Origin of the sequence: Streptomyces yangpuensis (assembly GCF_001005295.1) — a bacterium.
Classification (GTDB): Bacteria; Actinomycetota; Actinomycetes; order Streptomycetales; family Streptomycetaceae; genus Streptomyces; species Streptomyces yangpuensis.
This window is the reverse complement of sequence record NZ_LBMK01000007.1, coordinates 139,407-157,596: the sequence shown is the minus strand read 5'-3', so window position 1 is coordinate 157,596 and position 18,190 is coordinate 139,407. Positions and strand designations below refer to the sequence as shown.

General features: G+C 71.2%; 13 protein-coding genes and 1 pseudogene. 8 read left to right on the top strand and 6 right to left on the bottom strand.

Features of this window, described 5'->3' with window-relative positions:
- Window positions 1-279: 279 nt before the first annotated feature.
- A pseudogene (locus AAT21_RS28440) lies at window positions 280-1,058 on the bottom strand (GntR family transcriptional regulator).
- Window positions 1,059-1,076: 18 nt separating this feature from the next.
- On the opposite strand from AAT21_RS28440, the gene AAT21_RS28435 reads away from it, so the two are divergent.
- Window positions 1,077-1,547 carry an NUDIX hydrolase gene (locus tag AAT21_RS28435; RefSeq protein WP_046779812.1) on the top strand — a complete coding sequence of 157 codons (471 nt, stop codon included), beginning with the start codon at window positions 1,077-1,079 and terminating at the stop codon, window positions 1,545-1,547.
- A gap of 128 nt (window positions 1,548-1,675) precedes the next feature.
- Here the strand turns inward: AAT21_RS28435 and gcl are convergent, their stop codons facing one another.
- Window positions 1,676-3,463, bottom strand: a complete 1,788-nt coding sequence (gene gcl / locus AAT21_RS28430; RefSeq protein ID WP_079026021.1) for a glyoxylate carboligase — start codon at window positions 3,461-3,463, stop codon at window positions 1,676-1,678.
- Between the two features lie 266 nt (window positions 3,464-3,729).
- On the opposite strand from gcl, the gene AAT21_RS28425 reads away from it, so the two are divergent.
- Complete coding sequence (locus tag AAT21_RS28425; protein ID WP_046779810.1) at window positions 3,730-4,656, top strand: hypothetical protein; 927 nt, start codon at window positions 3,730-3,732, stop codon at window positions 4,654-4,656.
- Between the two features lie 122 nt (window positions 4,657-4,778).
- Window positions 4,779-5,267 (top strand): glutathione peroxidase, encoded by a 489-nt coding sequence (locus AAT21_RS28420; RefSeq protein WP_046779809.1) that lies wholly within the window; start codon window positions 4,779-4,781, stop codon window positions 5,265-5,267.
- Between the two features lie 134 nt (window positions 5,268-5,401).
- Here the strand turns inward: AAT21_RS28420 and AAT21_RS28415 are convergent, their stop codons facing one another.
- Window positions 5,402-7,117 carry an AMP-binding protein gene (locus tag AAT21_RS28415; RefSeq protein ID WP_046779808.1) on the bottom strand — a complete coding sequence of 572 codons (1,716 nt, stop codon included), beginning with the start codon at window positions 7,115-7,117 and terminating at the stop codon, window positions 5,402-5,404.
- A gap of 96 nt (window positions 7,118-7,213) precedes the next feature.
- Window positions 7,214-8,332, bottom strand: a complete 1,119-nt coding sequence (locus AAT21_RS28410) for a winged helix DNA-binding domain-containing protein (protein WP_046779807.1) — start codon at window positions 8,330-8,332, stop codon at window positions 7,214-7,216.
- A 152-nt stretch (window positions 8,333-8,484) separates the two neighbouring features.
- On the opposite strand from AAT21_RS28410, the gene AAT21_RS28405 reads away from it, so the two are divergent.
- The 5 genes from AAT21_RS28405 (at window position 8,485) to AAT21_RS28385 (ending at window position 17,235) form a co-directional block, all read left to right on the top strand.
- The gene (locus AAT21_RS28405) at window positions 8,485-10,110 is read left to right on the top strand and encodes a TIGR02677 family protein (RefSeq protein WP_046779806.1); all 1,626 of its coding nucleotides are present in this window, start codon (window positions 8,485-8,487) and stop codon (window positions 10,108-10,110) included.
- Complete coding sequence (locus tag AAT21_RS28400) at window positions 10,107-11,432, top strand: TIGR02678 family protein (protein ID WP_046779805.1); 1,326 nt, start codon at window positions 10,107-10,109, stop codon at window positions 11,430-11,432. Before AAT21_RS28405 ends, AAT21_RS28400 begins: the two co-directional genes overlap by 4 nt.
- Window positions 11,429-15,682: a TIGR02680 family protein gene (locus AAT21_RS28395; RefSeq protein ID WP_046779804.1), complete on the top strand. Its 4,254-nt coding sequence runs from the start codon at window positions 11,429-11,431 to the stop codon at window positions 15,680-15,682. The genes AAT21_RS28400 and AAT21_RS28395 overlap by 4 nt, the downstream gene beginning before the upstream one ends.
- Window positions 15,679-16,941, top strand: a complete 1,263-nt coding sequence (locus tag AAT21_RS28390) for a TIGR02679 family protein (protein WP_046779803.1) — start codon at window positions 15,679-15,681, stop codon at window positions 16,939-16,941. Before AAT21_RS28395 ends, AAT21_RS28390 begins: the two co-directional genes overlap by 4 nt.
- Window positions 16,942-17,022: 81 nt before the next feature.
- Window positions 17,023-17,235, top strand: coding sequence for a hypothetical protein (locus AAT21_RS28385; protein WP_046779802.1), 213 nt, complete (start codon window positions 17,023-17,025; stop codon window positions 17,233-17,235).
- A gap of 39 nt (window positions 17,236-17,274) precedes the next feature.
- Here the strand turns inward: AAT21_RS28385 and AAT21_RS28380 are convergent, their stop codons facing one another.
- Together AAT21_RS28380 and AAT21_RS28375 are read right to left on the bottom strand one after the other, a co-directional pair.
- On the bottom strand, window positions 17,275-17,670 hold the full coding sequence (locus tag AAT21_RS28380; protein ID WP_046779801.1) for a DUF6223 family protein: 396 nt from the start codon (window positions 17,668-17,670) through the stop codon (window positions 17,275-17,277).
- Window positions 17,671-17,741: 71 nt separating this feature from the next.
- Window positions 17,742-18,092: a hypothetical protein gene (locus AAT21_RS28375; protein WP_046779960.1), complete on the bottom strand. Its 351-nt coding sequence runs from the start codon at window positions 18,090-18,092 to the stop codon at window positions 17,742-17,744.
- Window positions 18,093-18,190 lie beyond the last annotated feature (98 nt).

The following is an 18,190-nucleotide window of genomic DNA, read 5'->3' as shown; positions in this document are numbered from 1 at the left end:
GTGGCGAGGAAACGCTCCCAGCCGGCCTGCGCCCGGGTGAGTAGTTCCGAGCTCGGCTCAATCGCAGCCACAGCCGTCGATGAGGAGGTGTCGTCGATACGGGCGGAACAGAGCGTTGCCGCCAGACGGGCGGGAACCTGACACATGGCCATAACTCCTTCAGACAAGCCAAACTCCTCCACTCATGTACATGAGTGATGCCGAGAAGAGTGCCGCGACTCCTGTACATGAGTCAACCCGCTGTGAAGGTGAAATCACAGCGGGTTGGGGTCGGGGGCGTCAGTCGGTCGCCGGGACTCGAAACTCGAAGACGAACTGGTCGGCCGCCATGAGGGTGTCGCAGACCTCGACGACCCGGCCTGCCTCCGTGACCGCGTTCCGGAGCAGGTGCACCACCGTGGCTCCAGGACTCAGTGCCAGCTCGGACGCCTCCGCCTTCGAGGCGGGTCGCGCCTGCAGGGTCTCGACGAACTCGGCGAAGGTGTACCCATGCTCTTCGAGGCGGCGTAGATGCCGCCGCCTCCGGTGTTCTCCGCGAAGAGTTCCGGGATGTCGCGCACCACGTCCCACGGCAGGTAGGACGTCGCGGTTTCCACGGGAGTTCCGTTGCGGAAGTACAAGCGGCGACGCGCAAGCACTTGTGCGCCGGCATCCACACCGAGCCGCTGAGCGATGGCCTCCGGGGCCTCGACAGGGCCGATGTAGACGACGCTCACCTTGGCAGTGGCGCCGGACTGCTCCGACTCGGCGAGGTAAGCGGCTTTGCCGCCCTGCCGCAGGGAGCGACGGAAGCGATCCGACGACCGGTGGCGTACCGGTGGCCGGTCCTTCACATAGGAGCCCTTCCCGTGCCGGGTTTCCACGAGACCGCTGGCGCGGATCTCCAGCATCGCCTTGCGCACGGTCCCGCCCGAGACTCCATAGCGCTCGACCATATCGGCCTCGCTGGGCACCTGGTCTCCCGGCTTCAAGACGCCGGCGCGAACCTGCTGGACGATGTCCTCGGCGATCTGCACATACCGGGGCACGGCGTTGCCTCCTCCTACAGCTGCTCCCATGGTCCTTCGCTTCCTCCTATGCTCATGTACATGAGTAACAGCGTCCCTTCGAACACGTCAACGCCACTTCATTCCGTGTCGGTTGCCGGGGTGGTGGTGCGCGATGACGGCCGACTGCTGGCGATCCGCAGGGCCGACAACGGGACGTGGGAGCTGCCGGGCGGGGTGCTGGAGCTGGCGGAAACCCCGGAAGGCGGGGTACGGCGGGAGGTGCTGGAGGAGACCGGCATCCATGTCGAGGTGGACCGACTCACCGGCGTGTACAAGAACATCAGGGCCGGAGTGGTGGCCCTGGTCTTCCGCTGCAAGCCCTCAGGTGGCTTCGAACGCGTCTCGGGCGAAACCACCGCGGTCCAGTGGCTCACAGCGGACGAGGTGGCCGAGCGCATGTCCGAGGTCTACGCCATCCGACTCCTGGACGCACTCGACGGCAACAGCCCCCACGTACGGAGCCACGACGGACGCCACCTCCTCACGGTCCAGCGCTGAACTGCAGCGCACAGGTCTGTGTGTCCTGAGCTCGTCGTGGCCGTACCGGGGCCGCACGCGAACGCAGCGCGGCCCCCGCCCCTCCTGGGGGAGGAACGGGGGCCGCCGGGTACTGCCGCAGGGCGGGGTCAGACCCTGAGGGCCTTGATCGCGGTCGGGGCGTGACCGGGCTCGGTCGCGAGCTCCTCGAACTCGGTGACGTCGCTCATGTCGACGGTCTTGCTCATCGAGATGTTGGTGACGCGCTCCAGGATGGCCTCGACGACGACCGGGACCTGGAACTCCTGGGCCAGCTTCTTGGCCTGCTCGAAGGCGGCGCCCAGCTCGTTCGGGTCGGTGACGCGGATGGCCTTGACGCCCAGGCCCTCGGCGACCTTGACGTGGTCGACGCCGTAGACGCCGATCTCCGGGGTGTTGATGTTCTCGAATTCGAGGTTGACCTCGAAGTTGAGGCCGAGACCGCCCTGCGCCTGACGGATCAGGCCGAGGTAGGCGTTGTTCACGAGGACGTGGACGTAGGGGACCTTGTGCTGGGCGGCGACCGCCAGCTCCTCGATCATGAACTGGAAGTCGTAGTCGCCCGAGAGGGCGACGATCGGGGTCTCCGGGTCCGCGGTGGCGGCACCGATGGCGGCCGGGATGGTCCAGCCGAGCGGGCCGGCCTGGCCGCAGTTGATCCAGTGGCGCGGCTTGTAGACGTGCAGCATCTGCGCGCCGGCGATCTGGGAGAGGCCGATGGTGGTGACGTAGCGGGTCTCGGGACCGAACGCCTTGTTCATCTCCTCGTAGACGCGCTGCGGCTTCATGGGGATGTTGTCGAAGTGCGTGCGGCGCTGCAGGGTGGCCTTGCGCTCCTGCGCGGAGGCGGCCCAGGCGGAGAAGTCCGGCAGCCTGCCCTCGGCCTTGAGCTCCTTGGCGACCTCGATGAAGAGCTCCAGCGCGGCCTTGGCGTCGGAGGCGATGCCGAAGTCCGGGGCGAAGATCTTGCCGATCTGGGTGGGCTCGATGTCGACGTGGACGAACTTGCGGTCTCCCAGGTACGCGTCCAGGTTGTAGCCGGTGTGACGGTTGGCCCAGCGGTTGCCGATGCCGAGGACGACGTCGGACTCCAGGAAGGTCGCGTTGCCGTAGCGGTGCGAGGTCTGGACGCCGACCATGCCGGCCGCCAGCTCGTGGTCGTCCGGGATGACGCCCCAGCCCATGAGGGTGGAGATGACTGGGATGTTGGTCAGCTCGGCGAACTCGACCAGCAGGCCGGAGGCGTCGGCGTTGATGATGCCGCCACCGGCCACGATCAGCGGGCGCTCGGACTCCAGCAGGAAGCTCAGGGCCTTCTCGGCCTGGGCGCGGCTGGCCTGCGGCTTGTAGACCGGCAGCGGCTGGTAGGTCGCCGGGTCGAACTCGATCTCGGTCAGCTGGACGTCGATGGGCAGGTCGATGAGGACCGGGCCGGGACGGCCGGAGCGCATGAGGTGGAAGGCCTGCTGGAAGACGCCGGGGACCTGCGCGGCCTCCAGGACCGTCGTGGCCGCCTTGGTGACCGGCTTGGCGATCGCGGCGATGTCGACGGCCTGGAAGTCCTCCTTGTGGAGCTTGGAGACCGGAGCCTGACCGGTGATGCACAGGATCGGGATGGAGTCCGCGATGGCGGAGTACAGGCCGGTGATCATGTCGGTGCCGGCCGGGCCCGAGGTACCGATGCAGACGCCGATGTTGCCCGCCTTGGCACGGGTGTACCCCTCCGCCATGTGCGAGGCGCCCTCGACGTGGCGGGCGAGCGTGTGGTTGATGCCGCCCACGTTCTTGAGCTCGCGGTAGAAGGGGTTGATCGCAGCACCGGGAACACCGAACGCTTGTTCGACACCCTCGAGCTTGAGGATCTCAACTGCAGCAGCGGCGGCTGTCATACGAGGCATCAGGTTCTCCTGCGGGTCTGGCGGTCAGGCACTTTCCGTCATACGGAAGTTTTGTTCTGCTATACGGAACAAGCTAAGCGGCGACTTCTTCGACGTCAAGGCGGTACGGGACCCCGGAAACCACCAAAAGCCGCATCTCGCCCGACGACTTGTACAAATCACCGATCGGCCGGCGGGAACGGGACGGAAATGGCGCGCTCGCTCCCCCGGCGGTCGCCGGTGGTGGAGCATGGACCCACGCACGGCGACGGAGGGGATCAGAGGCCATGGCGGAAGCGGTACCGGTGCGCTGCCCGGCGTGCCTGCGCGAGAACGGCTACATCGCGCCGGTCTTCCCCTGCGCCTGCGGAAGCCCGGTCCATCCCCCGCTGGACCTGGCGGCGCCGCCGGTGCTGCTGACCCACCGCACCTGGTCGGACAGCTGGGTGGCGGTACGGTGCACGGCCTGCGGGCGGGAGAGCGAGTGGCCGCACCCCGAGCTGGGGTGCGGATCGTGCGGCACGGTGGTGCGCCTTCCGGTACACCCGCTGGAGCCGCCGGGCGCCGCCGCTGCGGAATGGGGTGCGGGTCGCGGGGGCACGGCGGGCCCGTCGGGGCCGGGCCGCCCGGCCACCCTCCCGGATCCGCGCGGTGACGCCGCGGCCGGTCCCGATGCCACCCCCGGTCCCGATGCCGCGGCTGGTCCCGATGCCGCGGCCGATGCCCGGGCGGATGCCGGGGCCGGCGGACGCGGGGGCGGCCCGGCGGGGGCGCCGCCCGACGTGAACCCGTCGCACACACCCCTGCCGCCGACGGCGGCGGTGCCCCGGCCCGCCTTCCGGCCGGTGACCATCCGTACGGCGCGGGACGCGGTGGCCACGGCCGCGCTGTACCTGCGCTGGCTCGGCTTCCAGGACGTACGGCAGCCCGACGGGCGGCCGATCCCCTCGGCGGCGGTGGACCTGCGGGCTCCGGGGCTGGTGGCCCAGGTGGACCCGACCACGGCGCCGGCCGGGCTGCGGGCGGTGGAGTGCGTCTGGCTGAACGGGCTCACGGCCTCGGCGACCAGCGTCTACTTCTCGCTCGCCGGTTACACGGAGGACGCCCGCAGCCGGGCGGACGCGCTCGGGATACCGCTGTTCGTCATGGATCTGACCGGCATGCCGCAGCCGGTCAACGACCCGGCGGACGCGCTGGTCGGATCGGGGGCCTAGGGTGTCCTGCCGGGCGTGATCGACACCATCGGCTTGATCGACAGGACCGGCAGGACCGGCAGGACCGGCAGGACACCCCCTAAGCTCGTGGGCATTGCCTTCCGCCTGCCGAGGAGAGTTCCGTGAGCCTGTACGACATTCCGCTGACCACCCTGTCCGACGAGCCCACGAGCCTGGCGGCTCACAAGGGCAAGGCGATCCTGCTGGTGAACACCGCCTCGCAGTGCGGGCTCACCCCGCAGTACTCGGGACTGGCCCGGCTGCAGTTCGCGTACGAGGCGAAGGGCTTCACGGTCATCGGCGTGCCCTGCAACCAGTTCGGCGGGCAGGAGCCCGGCACCGCCGACGACATCCAGACCTTCTGCGCGGCCGGCTTCGGCGTCACCTTCCCGATGCTGGAGAAGTCCGAGGTCAACGGCGAGCACCGGCACCCCCTCTACCAGGAGCTGGTGAAGACCCCCGACGCGGACGGCGAGGCCGGGGACATCCAGTGGAACTTCGAGAAGTTCCTGATCTCCCCCGCCGGTGAGGTCGTGGCGCGCTTCCGTCCGCGTACCGAGCCGGAGGCCCCCGAGGTCATCGCCGCGATCGAGGCGCACCTGCCCGCGTAAGGCGGCGCGCAAGGCCGTGCGCACGGCCGCGCGCAAGGGCAGGCGTACGGGCGCCCGCGCGGGAGCAGGTGCGCAGGGGCCTGGCGGGGACCGGGTGGGCGCCGCACCGCCCCGCCGGCCCCGCGGCGCCGGGCTCAGCGCAGGTCGGCCTCGCGGTACTCCGCCGCCGAACCGGCCGCCGTGAGCTCCCGCAGCTCCACCCGCCGGATCTTGCCCGACACGGTCTTCGGTAGCTCGCCGAACTCGATGCACCGGATCCGCTTGTACGGGGACAGCACGGCGCGGGAGTGTTCGAACAGCACCCGGGCGGTCTCCGGCCCGGGCTCCCAACCGCCCGCGAGAGTCACGTACGCCTTCGGGACCGCCAGCCGCAGCTCGTCCGGGGCCGGGACGACGGCGGCCTCGGCGACCGCCTCGTGCTCCAGCAGGGCGCTCTCCAGCTCGAACGGGCTGATCTTGTAGTCGGAGGCCTTGAAGACGTCGTCGGAGCGCCCGACGTAGGTGAGGTACCCGTCGGCGTCGCGCGCGGCGATGTCACCCGTCCGGTAGAGCCCGTCCGCCATGGCCTCGGCGGTGCGCCCCGGGTCGTCGCGGTAGCCGGTCATCACCCCGGCGGGCCGTGCGCGCAGGTCCACGCACAGCTCGCCCTCGTCGGGGGATTCCTTGCCGGTGACCGGGTCCAGCAGGACGATCTCGTAGCCGGGCGCCGGGCGGCCCATGGAGCCGGGCTTGACGGGGACGCCGGGGAAGTTGCCGACCTGGAGGGTGGTCTCGGTCTGGCCGAAGCCGTCGCGGATCGTGATCCCCCAGGCCTCGCGGACCTTCTCGATCACCTCCGGGTTGAGCGGCTCGCCGGCGGCGACGGCCTCGCGCGGCGGCCGGGCGAGCCGGGTGAGGTCGGACTGGATCAGCATCCGCCACACGGTGGGCGGGGCGCAGAAGGTGGTCACCCCGTGCCGGTCCATCTCGTCCATCAGGCGTTCGGCGTCGAAGCGGGTGTAGTTGTGGACGAAGACGGTCGCGCCGGCGTTCCAGGGGGCGAAGAGGTTGGACCAGGCGTGCTTGGCCCAGCCGGGAGAGGCGATGTTGAGGTGCACGTCGCCGGGGCGCAGGCCCAGCCAGTACATGGTGGAGAGGTGACCGATGGGGTACGAGGCGTGGGTGTGCTCGACGAGCTTGGGGCGGTCGGTGGTGCCGGAGGTGAAGTAGAGCATCAGGGGGTCGGTGGCGCGGGTCTCCCCGTCGGGGATGAAGCCGCCCTCGGCGTCCGGGGTGTCCGCGGCCTCGGCGGCATCGGCGAGCGCCAGCCAGCCCGCGGGGGCCTGTCCCCGGTCTCCGGCGGCGATGCGGGTGTAACTGCCGGGCACCTCTTCGAACTTGACCGTGTCCTGGGCGCGCGCGACGACGTGGCGGACGTGGCCCCGCTCGACCCGGTCGCGCAGATCGGCCGGGCCGAGCAGGGGCGTGGCGGGGATGACGACGGCGCGCAGCTTCATCGCGCCGAGCATCACCTCCCACAGCTCGCGCTGGTTGCCGAGCATGACGAGGATCCGGTCGCCGGGTGCCACGCCCCGGGCGCGCAGCCAGTTGGCGGTCGCGTCGGACCGTACGGCGAGCTGCGCAAAGGAGAGGGCCTCGCTGGTGCCGTCCTCCTCGACGATGCGCAGGGCGTCGGCGTCGTTGCCGGCGGCGATGCGGTCGAACCAGTCGAGGGCCCAGTTGAAGCGGTGGGGGCGGGGCCAGGTGAATCCGGCGTGGGCGGCTTCGTAGTCGCCGCGCCGCTCCAGCAGGAAGTCCCGCGCGGCGAGGAACTCGGCGGTGGCGCTGTTCCGGTCACTTTCGGTCGTCATGGCAGGTATCGTGCCGCGTCCGGTGCACGGACCACCAGGGCGACGTCAGCCGTGAGTTGACCGTGAGCGGTGGTCCGGGAGCCATACGAGTACGGCTCAGCCGCGGATCGGCCCGAACCGTACGGACGGGGCGGGGCGGCCGGTCCCGTCCGGCAGCGCGCCCATGTCGGCGATCAGCTGCTCCCCCTCGGCGACGATCTCCTCCTCGGCCCCCTTCGGCACCCGGTCGAACAGTTCGACGGTGAGCGTCCCTCCTTCCAGCTTCCACAGCCCCGCGAGGAACCCGTCGACGAGCAGGGTGCAGTGGGCCTGGTTGCCGGTCCAGCTGCGCCCCTTGACCTCGGGGGCGACCACGCGGGTCCGGTCGGCGTGGGAGAGCAGGAGGTTGTCGAACTCCGGGAGGAAGCGGGGCGGCGCCGGAGTGCCGGCGTCGGGCCGGGGCGCGTCGGGCAGGTCGAACAGCTCCACGCCGTTCTCGTCGCGGAACACCGCAAGTCCGGGCCGCAGCCGCTCGAAGGCCTCGCGCAGCCGGGTCAGCCCGGCCCAGGTCTGCATGTCCTTGACGGAGGCGGGCCCGAAGGCGCCGAGGTAGCGCAGCACGACGTCGTCCACGGGCTGCGCGGCCCCGGCGGGCTCACCGAGCCAGTTCTCGACGGTGGTCAGCCGTACCTGCCCGCTGCGTCCCCACACCCCGCGGGGCGTGACCTGGACCAGCGGCAGCCGGCAGCGCGCCGCGACGGACAGGGACTGCGGGTCGGCGTCGGGCCATTCCCGGAGCAGATCCTCTCGGATCTCGGCCATGGTGCGCGGCGCGCTGTCGACGAGGGCGCGGGCCCGGTCGGCCAGCCGGTCCAGGTCCACCCCGACGAGGCCCTGGCGGAAGTAGGCCACCTCGCGGTCGCGGGCGGGCTGGACGAGCGGGCGCAGGGTGAGGGCGTCGTGGGCGGTATGTGTGTGGATCGTCGACCGCAGGGTGACCATCCGGACCACCTCACGGGACTCCATCAGCCCGGCCAGTTCACCGGGCTCGAAGCCGGCCAGCCGGGCGTACAGCTGGAAGTACGGCGGCTTGACGTTCTGCGCCTGCAGCCCGAGGAGGTGCCCGACGGCGTCCCCCGCGGACATCTCGGCGCGGCTCAGCAACAACTGCCGGGCGAGCGTGGCACGGTTCAGCGCGCGGGTGTCGAGTACGGGATCTGTCGTCCTGGAGGCCATGCGAGCAAGCTATCCCCCCTCACGGACACCTTCAGTCAGCAACTCCGCAACTCCACAGACCCCGTGGCCACCGCCGAGCAGTAGGTGAATATTCCGGCGGAACATCTTTGAACCGCCGGAAACGGCAGGTACCACTGCGTAATCTCGACGCCATGGGGGAGCACACCAGGGATTCCTTACCGGCGGCCGACCGTGACGACACATGGCAGCGGCTACAGGCGTACGCGTACCTCAGCGCACCGGAGCGGCTTGAGTACGTAGCCGTGATGAGAGTCTTCTGCGGCACCCTCCTCACCGACCTATCGGTTCCGGACGTACGGGCGAAACTGGCGGAGGCCGACGGGCCGGCAGGCGCTCCGAGCGCCGACACGCTCACCGCCCGGCTGGAACAGCTGGTGGACTGGGGCGCCCTGCTGCGGAGCAGTCGCTCGGTGAATGCCGCGAGCATCACCGAGTACCAGCGCTCTCGGTCCCGCTACCAGCTGTCGAAGCTGGGCGAGCGCGTCCAGCGGGACGCCGACGAGGTCCTGGCGGGCGCGGACGCGGCGCGTGAGGTCAGCAGCGAGCTGCTGGCGCTGGTCGAGCGCGGACTGGGCGAACTGAACGACCTGCTCCAGAAACCGGAAGAGGCCGGGCCGCAGGACGCGCTGGAGCGAGTCAGCACCCTCTTCGTCCAGTTCACCGAGTTCGCGGACTCCGTGCGGGACTTCTACGCCTACCTCGGGCAGGTGCTGGCGCGCTACGACCTGGACGGCGCCGAGTACCAGGGCTTCAAGGAACTGCTGCTGGACTACGTCGAGGCGATCAGGGAGGACGTCGCCTTCCGCGCTCCCCGCATCGCATCGGTACTCGACCTGCTGTGGCCGCACCTCCCCGGCCTCCTGGAGCGCCTCGACGCTCACGCCCGCGGTCTGTCGGGGGTTGCCGGCGCGGCCGGCGGCCGGTCCGAGGTCCGGGTGCAGCGCAGCCGCGGCCGGGAGATGGCCGACTGGGAGGGGCTGCGAGGCTGGTTCACCGACGTCGACGGGCAGGGAAGCCAGGTCGATCAGCTGCGTGACGCCACCATGCGGGCCCTGCAGTCTCTGCTGACCAACGCCAAACGGATGCTGCGCTCGGCCTCCGGCGAGATGTCGAGGCGCAAGGACCTCCTGCGGCTCGCCCGATGGTTCGACGAGGCGGATCCGGAGGACGCGCACGACATGGCGGTCGCCGCCTTCGGCCTCTACGGCGCCCGCCACCTGGGTGTTCCCCCCGCCTCCGACGACGCGGTTCCCGCGTACACCAGTTGGTGGAACGGCCCGGTGGTGGAGGTACCGGTGGCCCTGCGTGAGCGGGGCAGTCGCGCGCAGCGGGGGCGGGCATCGTCCATGGAGAACCACGCGACGCAGAAGCGTCACCTCCAGGAGGCCGCCCGGGCCCGGGCGGAGGCCAGGAGGGCGGCCGCGGACGAGCTGCGCAGCGCTGCCGGGCGCTTCGCAGAGGTGCGCCTCACCGCGGCGGCCCTCGGCCTGCTTCTGGAACTGCTGGCGACAGCACTCGGAAACGCCCAGCTGCGGCGGACGCATGCCGACATGCCCGGCACAGCAGGTGAGTTCAGCCTGGAGTCCGCGCAGAGCGAGGACGCCGAGCTCGGCATCCGGCTCACCGTTCGTCGTTCCTCCGGCGCCAGGTCGGTGCTGCACTCCGCGGACGGCGTCGTCGAACTGGACGACCTGGAGCTTGAGATCGGACGTGCGGCGGACTCGGCCGGACACGGGGCCGAGGTGAGTGCGTCGTGACGCTCCCTTCGGCACACGACGTGGCTCTGGCCACCGAACGCCGCGCCGCAGGGCGGCTGTTGCTCGCCCACCCCCTGGTGACGTCGACCGGCCCGCACGCGGACTTGTTCCCCTTGATCCGCCGGCACGCCGACTGGTTGGGCAAGCGGTTCCAGCAGGTGCTCGGCTACCGGCTCCTGGTCGACACCTCCTACGCCCGGCTGTTCAAGGCCGGACTGGGTGCCGGCGCAGGGCACCGGCTGGAGCGATCCACCGGCACCGCCTTCACGCCGCGTACCTACTCCTGTCTCGCGCTGGCGCTTTCCGTGCTGGTGACCGCCCCGGAACAGGTGCTGCTGTCCCAGTTGGTCGCCGACATCAAAGCCGCGGCGGCCGACGCGGGTGTGAAGCTGGAGGACACGAGCCGGGCCGTGGAGAAACGGACTCTGGTCGCCGCCCTCCGCCAGTTGATCGACTGGGGAGTCCTGACGGAGAGGGACGGCAGTGTGGGCTCGCTCGTGCAGGAGGAAGGCGGCGAGGCACTGATCACGGTGGACCGGGAGATCGCCCGGATCATCGTTTCCGGGCCCCTCACGCAGAGCCTGGACGGGGCGGACCTGGTGAGGCGGGCGGCCGACCCGGGGTTCGGCGGTCCCCGCACCTATGTGCGCCGCAGGCTCGTGGAAACGCCCGTCGTGTACCTGGACGAGCTGACCGCCGCCGAGCGGGACTGGCTGCGTACCCGGCAACGCCGCGAGGCCCAGGCGTTCTCCGAACTCCTGGGCCTCGAGGCCGAGATCCGCGGTGAGGGTGTGGCACTGGTGGACCCTGAGGAGGAACTCACGGACGTGCACCTGCCCGGGACCGGAACCGTCGCCCAGGCTTCGCTGCTCGTGCTGGAGCGCCTCGTGGAACGGTTGCGGCCCGCTGATCCGGGACACCCGGCGACAGGAGGGCGGCTCGTCATCGGGGTGGCCGTTCCGGACGGCCTGGTGGACGAGCTGCTCGGCCGGCTCATCACCGAATACGGGCAGCGCGGGAACTGGCAGCGCACCTACGTCGAAGATCCCTCGTCGTTGCGGAGGGCGGTTCTGGACCTGCTGAGCCGGATGCGGATGGTGACGCCCGTCGGCCCTCTTCGTTCCGCGGGCCACGGGATACCCGAGGGCTACGACGACACGGTCCCGGAGGGCCGATCCGTGACCGACGTGCTGGGCGCTCGCTCTGCCGGCACCGGCTGGGTCCTCCTCGCCGCAGCCGCGCGCTACGCCACCCATGTCACCGAACGCCGGCCCGCGGGAGCGGCACCCGGCATCGACACACAGCAGGAGCTACCGCTATGACTCCGGGTGCGAACGGCCCCATCCCCCTTCAGCGATCCGGTACAGCGGCCGGCACGCGCTTCCGCCTGCACCGCGCCGGCATCCTCAACGTCTGGCAGTACGACGAACAGGAATTCGACTTCGGTGACGGGCGACTGCTGCTGCGCGGCAAGAACGGGGCCGGCAAGTCCAAGGCCCTGGAGATGCTGCTCCCCTACCTCCTGGACGGCGACTCCCGCGCTCTGGACGCCACGGGGACGGGCCGGACGAGCCTGGTCTGGCTGATGCTGGACGGGTTCGAGCAGACGAACCGCCTCGGATACCTCTGGGTCGAATTCCGGAGGACGACGGACGAGGGCGATGACCGCTACCTCACCCTCGGAGCGGCCATCCGGGCATCGAAGTCGACGAAGAAGGCCGTGCCGGTCTTCTTCGCCACCCCGCTCCGGGTCGGCGAGGACTTCCGCCTGGCCGAGGCGGGCGTGCCCCTGCCGGTCGACCGCCTCAGGGAGGCGGTCGGCGCGGAGAACGTCACGGACCGTTCCGTCCAGCACCGCTCACGGGTCGCCCGCGAGCTGTTCGGCATCACCGACGCGACGCGGTACCGCAACCTCACCCAGCTCCTCCACCGCCTGCGGCGTCCCACCGTGGGGGACCGGATCGAGTCCGGCGGGCTCGCCTCCCTGCTCAGCGAGACGCTGCCGGGGCTCGACGACGACGTGGTCGAGAAGGTGGCACGCAACCTCCACGACCTCGACGCCGTACGAGAGGAGCTCGGCCGCCTGGAACGTACCGACCGGGCCCTCGGCGCGTTCCTGGGCGACTACCGCAGCTATCTGTCCGGAGTGCTGCTCAGGTCGGCGAGGAAGGTGGACGACGAACTGGACACCCTGGCAAAGCGACGCCTGGGGGCCGGCGAAGCGGCGAAGAGGACCAGCGGCCTGAAGGCGCAGGAAGCCGAGGCCCGAGCAGCCCTGCGCGCCTTGCGCGAGGACGAGCAGGCCGCTCGCACGGAACTCGACGCGCTCCGTGCCAGTAGCGCATACCGCAGTCTGGCAGAGCTGTCCGAGCGCCGTGCCACGGTCGGGGCCCTGGACACTGCGGCAGAGACCTCCTTCACCGCGCTCACCAAGGCGCACGACACCGAAGAGGGCGCGGCGGACCGCCTGGCCGAGGGCATCGCCCATCTGGGCCGGCGCCTCGGCGAACTGGGTACGGAGCATCGCGAGCTCGTGGTGCAGTCCGAGAAGGCGGGACTCCCCACCGGCCATCTCGGCGAGGCTGTCGGCCTGCCTCGCACGGATGTGGCCGGAGCTTCGGAAACGGAACTGACGGGACCCGACGCACGGATCCACCTCGTGCGGCACCAACGGGTGATCGCTGTGGACCCCACCGCGGCGGACTCCGCCCTGCGGTCCTGGGAAGGGCAGCTCGAGGACGCCGGCAAGGTGGTGAAGCACCGAACGCGCATGGTCCAGGACGTCGTCGGCCTGGTCGCCCGGGCTGCCGAGGCACAGAGGCGGGCAGCCGGCGCGGACGCCGAGCGTGAGCGACTCGAAGGGGAGGCGGAGGATGCTGCGAGCCGCCTCGAAAGCCATCGGGAGAAGGTGGCCGAGGAGAGCGGAAGCTACGCCCGTCGGACAGCGGCGTGGCTGGACCACGTCCAGGCCGTGACCGGCCCCGACTGCCCCCCGTTGGATGCCGTCCGTGCGGTGGTCACCTGCGAGACCTCGGCGGAGGCCCCCTTCGCGGAGCGGGTGCTGCATCCCGACATCGATACGCAGGCGGAACAGCTCGCCAGGACGGTACTGGAGCCCTACGGCCTCCAGCTGACCCACCGGCGGGACACCCTCGCGCTGCGCCTCGCCCGGCTCACCGAGGAACACGATCTTCTGACCAGGAAGAAGGAAGAATGGGAGCGGCGAACCGATCCGGAGCCGCCGGTCCCCCACCACCGCGCCGCCGAACGCGATCCAGGCGCCGGAGCGCCCTTCTACCGGCTGGTGGACTTCTCCGACGGCCTGTCCCCCACCGACCGGGCGGGCCTGGAGGCGGCGCTCGAAGCGAGCGGGATCCTGGACGCCTGGGTGATCTCGGACGGAACGCTCCTCGATCCCCTGACGCGAGACGTACTGCTCCAGCCCGGGGCCGCGCCGCCCGGCGTCCCGACTCTGGACACCGCACTGCGCCCCACCGCGCAGCCGGACAGCGGCATCGCCCCCGAACAGGTCCGACACCTCCTGTCCGCGATCGCCCTCGTACCGGCCCACGAGGGCGCCGCCACCGGCTCGGTGTACTACGACGGCAGCTGGCGCCTCGGTCCCCTCCGCGGACACCACTCCAAGGACGGCGCCGAATACGTGGGCGCCGCCGTACGCGCCGAGACACGACGCCGTAAGCTCGCCGAACTCGCAGCACGACGGGCGCAGGCCGAAAGGCTGCTGTCCGAGACCCGCGCACAACTCGACGGGCTCGACACCGTACGCCGGGACCTGGCCTCGGCGGAACGCGACTTCCCCCGGCCGCAGTCCCTCACCCTCGCCTGGCACGGGCTCGAAGCCGGGGAGAGGGACCTGCGCGATCTGACTGCCAAGGCCACCAAGGCAGCGCGCCGGGCAGAGGAGGAGCGCGCGCAGTCCGTGGCAGCTCGGGGTGAAGCGGAGGCGACCGCGACGGCTCACGACCTCCCCACCGGCGCCGACGCCCTGGAAAGGGTACGCATCGCCCTCGCGACCCTCCTCGGCGGCATCGGAGGCATGTGCCGGGCCATCCGGGGTGTGGCCGACGGGCTGGACAGGCATCGGGTCGATCACACCCGGTACGCGCAGGCTCGCCGTGACCGCCTGGAAGCGGCGGAAAGCCACGCTCTCCGACTGGGTGAACTGCACAGGGCCCAGCAGGATCTCCGCACCCGCGAGGAAGCCGTCGGCGCCTCCGAGGAAGAGATCCTCGCCCGCGAGGAAGAAGCGAAGCAGCGCGTCGCAGCGGCCGCCCGGGCCCTGCCGGGGGCCCAACGGGAGCACGACGACCTCCATGACCGAAGGGTCCGCGCGGAGGAGGACGAGAAGCGGGCTCGCGAACAGCTGCTGGAGCAGCAGACGGCCGTCATCACCGCGGGAGGCACCCTCCGCGGTGCGGTCGGTCGTCCGGAGGTGCTCCGTGGCGCCGGCCTGGACCGTTCCTTCCTGCCCGAAGTGCTGTTGGACGACCCCGGCGCAGAGGTCCGTGACCGCATCCGGTCTCTGCGCGAGCTGGCCGAAGCGGTACGGGACGGGCTCGACCGTTCGCGGAATGCGAGGAAGGAGGTGCGGAAGGAGGTTTCGGACAGCACGCTCCTCAAGAGCCACACGGCCCTGCGTGACCAGTTGGCCGGCGGATTCGACGCGCACCTGGAGGAACTCGCCGGGATCAAGGTCTGCCGCCTGGTCGATGACCACGGTCCGCACGACGTCGCCGTCGTCGGAGAACGTATCGCCGCCCGGGCCGCCGAAGACCGCGGTCGCCTCACCGAGCGTGAGAGCGAGGTCTTCCAACGCTTCCTCACCGGCGAACTCGGTGACCACCTGTCGGCACAGGTCGTCACCGCCGCCAACCTCGTCTCCGCACTGAACGACACCCTCAAGACCGTGCGGACCTCGCACGGGCTCGGCGTCGAACTGCAGTGGAAGCTGGATGAGGACGTCGACGCGGACGTGCGGGCAGCCGTTGAACTCCTCCGCAGCCCTTCGAGCCTGCGCACCCGTGAGCAGGGCGATCGGCTGCGCGAGGTGCTGCAGCGCCGGATCGAGGACGCCCGGCGCACCGATCCGTCCGCCGGGTACGCCGCCCATCTGCGCACGGCGCTGGACTATCGGGACTGGTTCGGCTTCCACACCTTCGTCGTCGAGGATGCCGCCCCCGGCCGTAAACGCAGGCTCACCGGGCGCACCGGGCTCAGCCAGGGGGAACAGCGGGTGCTTTCCTACCTCGTTCTCTTCGCCGCGGCGGCCGCCCATTTCACGACCCTCGGCGAATCTGCGCCGCACGCTCCCCGGCTGATCCTCCTGGACGACGCCTTCGCCAAGGTCGACGAACCCACCCATGGCCGGCTCGGGCGCATCCTCGTCGACCTCGACCTCGACTTCGTACTCACCAGCGAGAGGCTCATGGGCAACTGGCCCGAGGTGCCCTCCCTGCACATCTACGAGTGCCTCCGCGATCCGCACGTACGCGGGGTCGCCACTTTGCACTACACCTGGAACGGCCGGCACCGGCGCCTGGTGTCCGTATGAGCCGCCTCCCCGCCGCCACACGCGACTGGCTGGCCGGCCCCGGTCTCGTCCGGCTCTGGGAATCGGCGCGCAAGCGCCTTGAGGGCAACGGGCTCCGGGCCACCGGCTCGGTGCGGCTGGCGGGGCTGGCTGTGCAGGAGAGGAACGACCTGTCGCTCCTGCTCGGCAGTCCGATCACGGGGGCCGCCGCGACGGTGCGGCTCGACGCGCTCGACACCCGTTTGCGGTCCTCGGCCGCCGGCCTCGGTCTCAGGGACGTACTCCAGGAGCTCGGCCCGCCGCTCAGTGATCGCCGCGCCGCTCGGACGGAGGCCCGGGCACGGCGTGACCGGGTGTGGTCCTCGCTCGCCTCGTCGCTGGAAGGCTGCCGACTCGGCGAGGAGGAGTGGGCCTGGCGGTGGTACGACGGGCTGCGCCGCACGGGCGTACCCAACGGTGTAGCGCCCGCGACAGCGGTGCGTACCCTCCAGCAGGCCGTCCACGTCCTCACTCTGCTCTTCGGTCCCGGGCGGGCCGGCGCGCGGGGGCGGGGCGAACTCGCCGCCGAGGCCACCGGATCGGCCCACGGCCTGGACGACGGGACCTGGCTGGCGCGTCTTGTCCAGCGGGGCATAGCCCTCGCCCACGACACCGAACTCCCCGATGACGCGGCCGGCCGCCGCACCTTGTGGCGGCTGGCATCCGTCACGCCGGACGAGGTCTCCAGCACGGTGCTCGCCTACGGTCTGCGCCCCGACGGCGGAGGCTGGCGGGAACGCTCCCTGTACGAACGAGCGGTCCGCCATACGGAAACCCATCTCACCCTGCGCGACCTGCACGCCCTGCGGCTCTCGCTGCCCACGGGCACGCTGATCCGTATCTGCGAGAACCCCCGTGTGGTGGAGGCGGCAGCGGACGCCGCCTGCTCACAACCGCTGGTGTGCACCTCGGGGAGTGCCGCGACTGTGGTCCTCACCCTCCTCGACGCCCTCGCCGCCACCGGCTGCCGCTTCGCCTACCACGGCGACTTCGACTGGCCGGGCATAGCCCTGGCCAACCGCGTGGTCCACCGCTACGGCGCCGAACCATGGCGGATGGGCTCCGGGGACTACGAACAGCTCGCCGCCCGCACCCAGGCCCGCAACGTCCCCCAGCACCCGCTGACCGGCCCACCCACCACTGCGGACTGGGACCCGGGCCTCGCCCCAGCCATGGCCGCACTCGGCATGGCCCTCCACGAGGAAGCCACACTCGACCTCCTCGTGGCGGACCTGGCGTGAGGGCGAAGCGGGTACGAGCGGGAGCGGTCGGCCGACGGTGCGCGGGCGCAGAGCGACGGGGAGTGGTTCGACGGGAGAATCGTGGCCAGGGAGGCGGGCAGACTCCTGGCGCTCCACCGGCGGCTGGCGCCGGCCGTCGGCTTCCGCAACGCCGTGCTGGCGGTGCCGGGCGCCACGGACATGCTGCTCCATCCCATCAGCGTGGGAGCGGAACAGACCGCCTCGGGCCGGTGGATCGCAGCCGAACTCTTCGCCGTGCTCGTACCGGACATCAGCCCGTTCGAACCGCTGTAGGGCGAGGATCACGCGCGGGTCGACCACCGTCCTCGGTGATCACGCCGTACCGGTACGGGTGCGGGAGCGGGAGCGGGCGAGGCTGCCGAGGAGGATGGCGGCCAGGCCGAGGAGGATCGCGACGTAGGCGCCCCCGAGGCCGTTCCCGGTGCCGAGGCCGCCTTCGGCGGTGGCTGCGACCGCGGCGCCGATGGCCACCGCGAGCGACCCCGCCACGAGCGCGGTGACCGCTCCGTTGCGCCGGGCCCAGGTGAGGACGCGTCCTCGGCCGGTGGTACGGGCCAGCGCGAGGCCGCCGCCCACCGAGCCGAGGAGGCCGGTCAGCGCCGACACAATGGCTCCGATCCGGCCGAGGCTCACGGTGTAGACGTCTGCGGCGACCGTGTGGAGGGTGGCGTCGGTGGCAGCGACGGAGAGTACGGATGGGACGGACATGGGTGGTCCTGCCTTTCGGAAAGTGGCCGGGACGGGGTGTGTGCCGTGCGGGTGGCGCCGCGGGACACCCGCTAGGAACGGGCGGCCGGGCGCAGCAGCGGGCGCGGGGACAGCGATCCGACCAGGGCCAGGGTGCTGAGGGCGAACATCACCACGCCCAGGGGGACGTGCAGCGAGGCCACGTGCGCGATGCCGAGCGCGACCTGGGCCGAGGCGAGGACGAGGAAGCCGGTGGAGTGCAGGATGGGGCGCGGGGATCCGCCGCCCGGGCGCCAGGCGAGGACCGTGGCGAGGACGTACAGCATGGCGGCCCCGTACATCACCTTCGATCCGTAGTCGTGCAGCGTGTAGGCGCGGGACGAGCTCAGCAGCAGGCCTGCGGTGGAGGCCTGGAAGAAGAGCGCGAGGGTCTGCAGGATCATCGCGGTCTTGAGGAAGGTGCCGCCGCGCGGCGCCGCGGTCGTCTGTCCGGTCACGGTGTGGTTCGGCCTCTCCGGTCGTGTGCGGTGGTGCGGGGTGG

Coding starts and splice junctions, on each gene's coding strand:
- AAT21_RS28435 (WP_046779812.1), top strand. CDS start 1,077: ATGCTCATGTACATGAGTAACAGCGTCCCTTCGAACACGTCAACGCCA.
- gcl (WP_079026021.1), bottom strand. CDS start 3,463: ATGCCTCGTATGACAGCCGCCGCTGCTGCAGTTGAGATCCTCAAGCTC.
- AAT21_RS28425 (WP_046779810.1), top strand. CDS start 3,730: ATGGCGGAAGCGGTACCGGTGCGCTGCCCGGCGTGCCTGCGCGAGAAC.
- AAT21_RS28415 (WP_046779808.1), bottom strand. CDS start 7,117: ATGACGACCGAAAGTGACCGGAACAGCGCCACCGCCGAGTTCCTCGCC.
- AAT21_RS28410 (WP_046779807.1), bottom strand. CDS start 8,332: ATGGCCTCCAGGACGACAGATCCCGTACTCGACACCCGCGCGCTGAAC.
- AAT21_RS28405 (WP_046779806.1), top strand. CDS start 8,485: ATGGGGGAGCACACCAGGGATTCCTTACCGGCGGCCGACCGTGACGAC.
- AAT21_RS28395 (WP_046779804.1), top strand. CDS start 11,429: ATGACTCCGGGTGCGAACGGCCCCATCCCCCTTCAGCGATCCGGTACA.
- AAT21_RS28390 (WP_046779803.1), top strand. CDS start 15,679: ATGAGCCGCCTCCCCGCCGCCACACGCGACTGGCTGGCCGGCCCCGGT.
- AAT21_RS28380 (WP_046779801.1), bottom strand. CDS start 17,670: ATGTCCGTCCCATCCGTACTCTCCGTCGCTGCCACCGACGCCACCCTC.
- AAT21_RS28375 (WP_046779960.1), bottom strand. CDS start 18,092: ATGATCCTGCAGACCCTCGCGCTCTTCTTCCAGGCCTCCACCGCAGGC.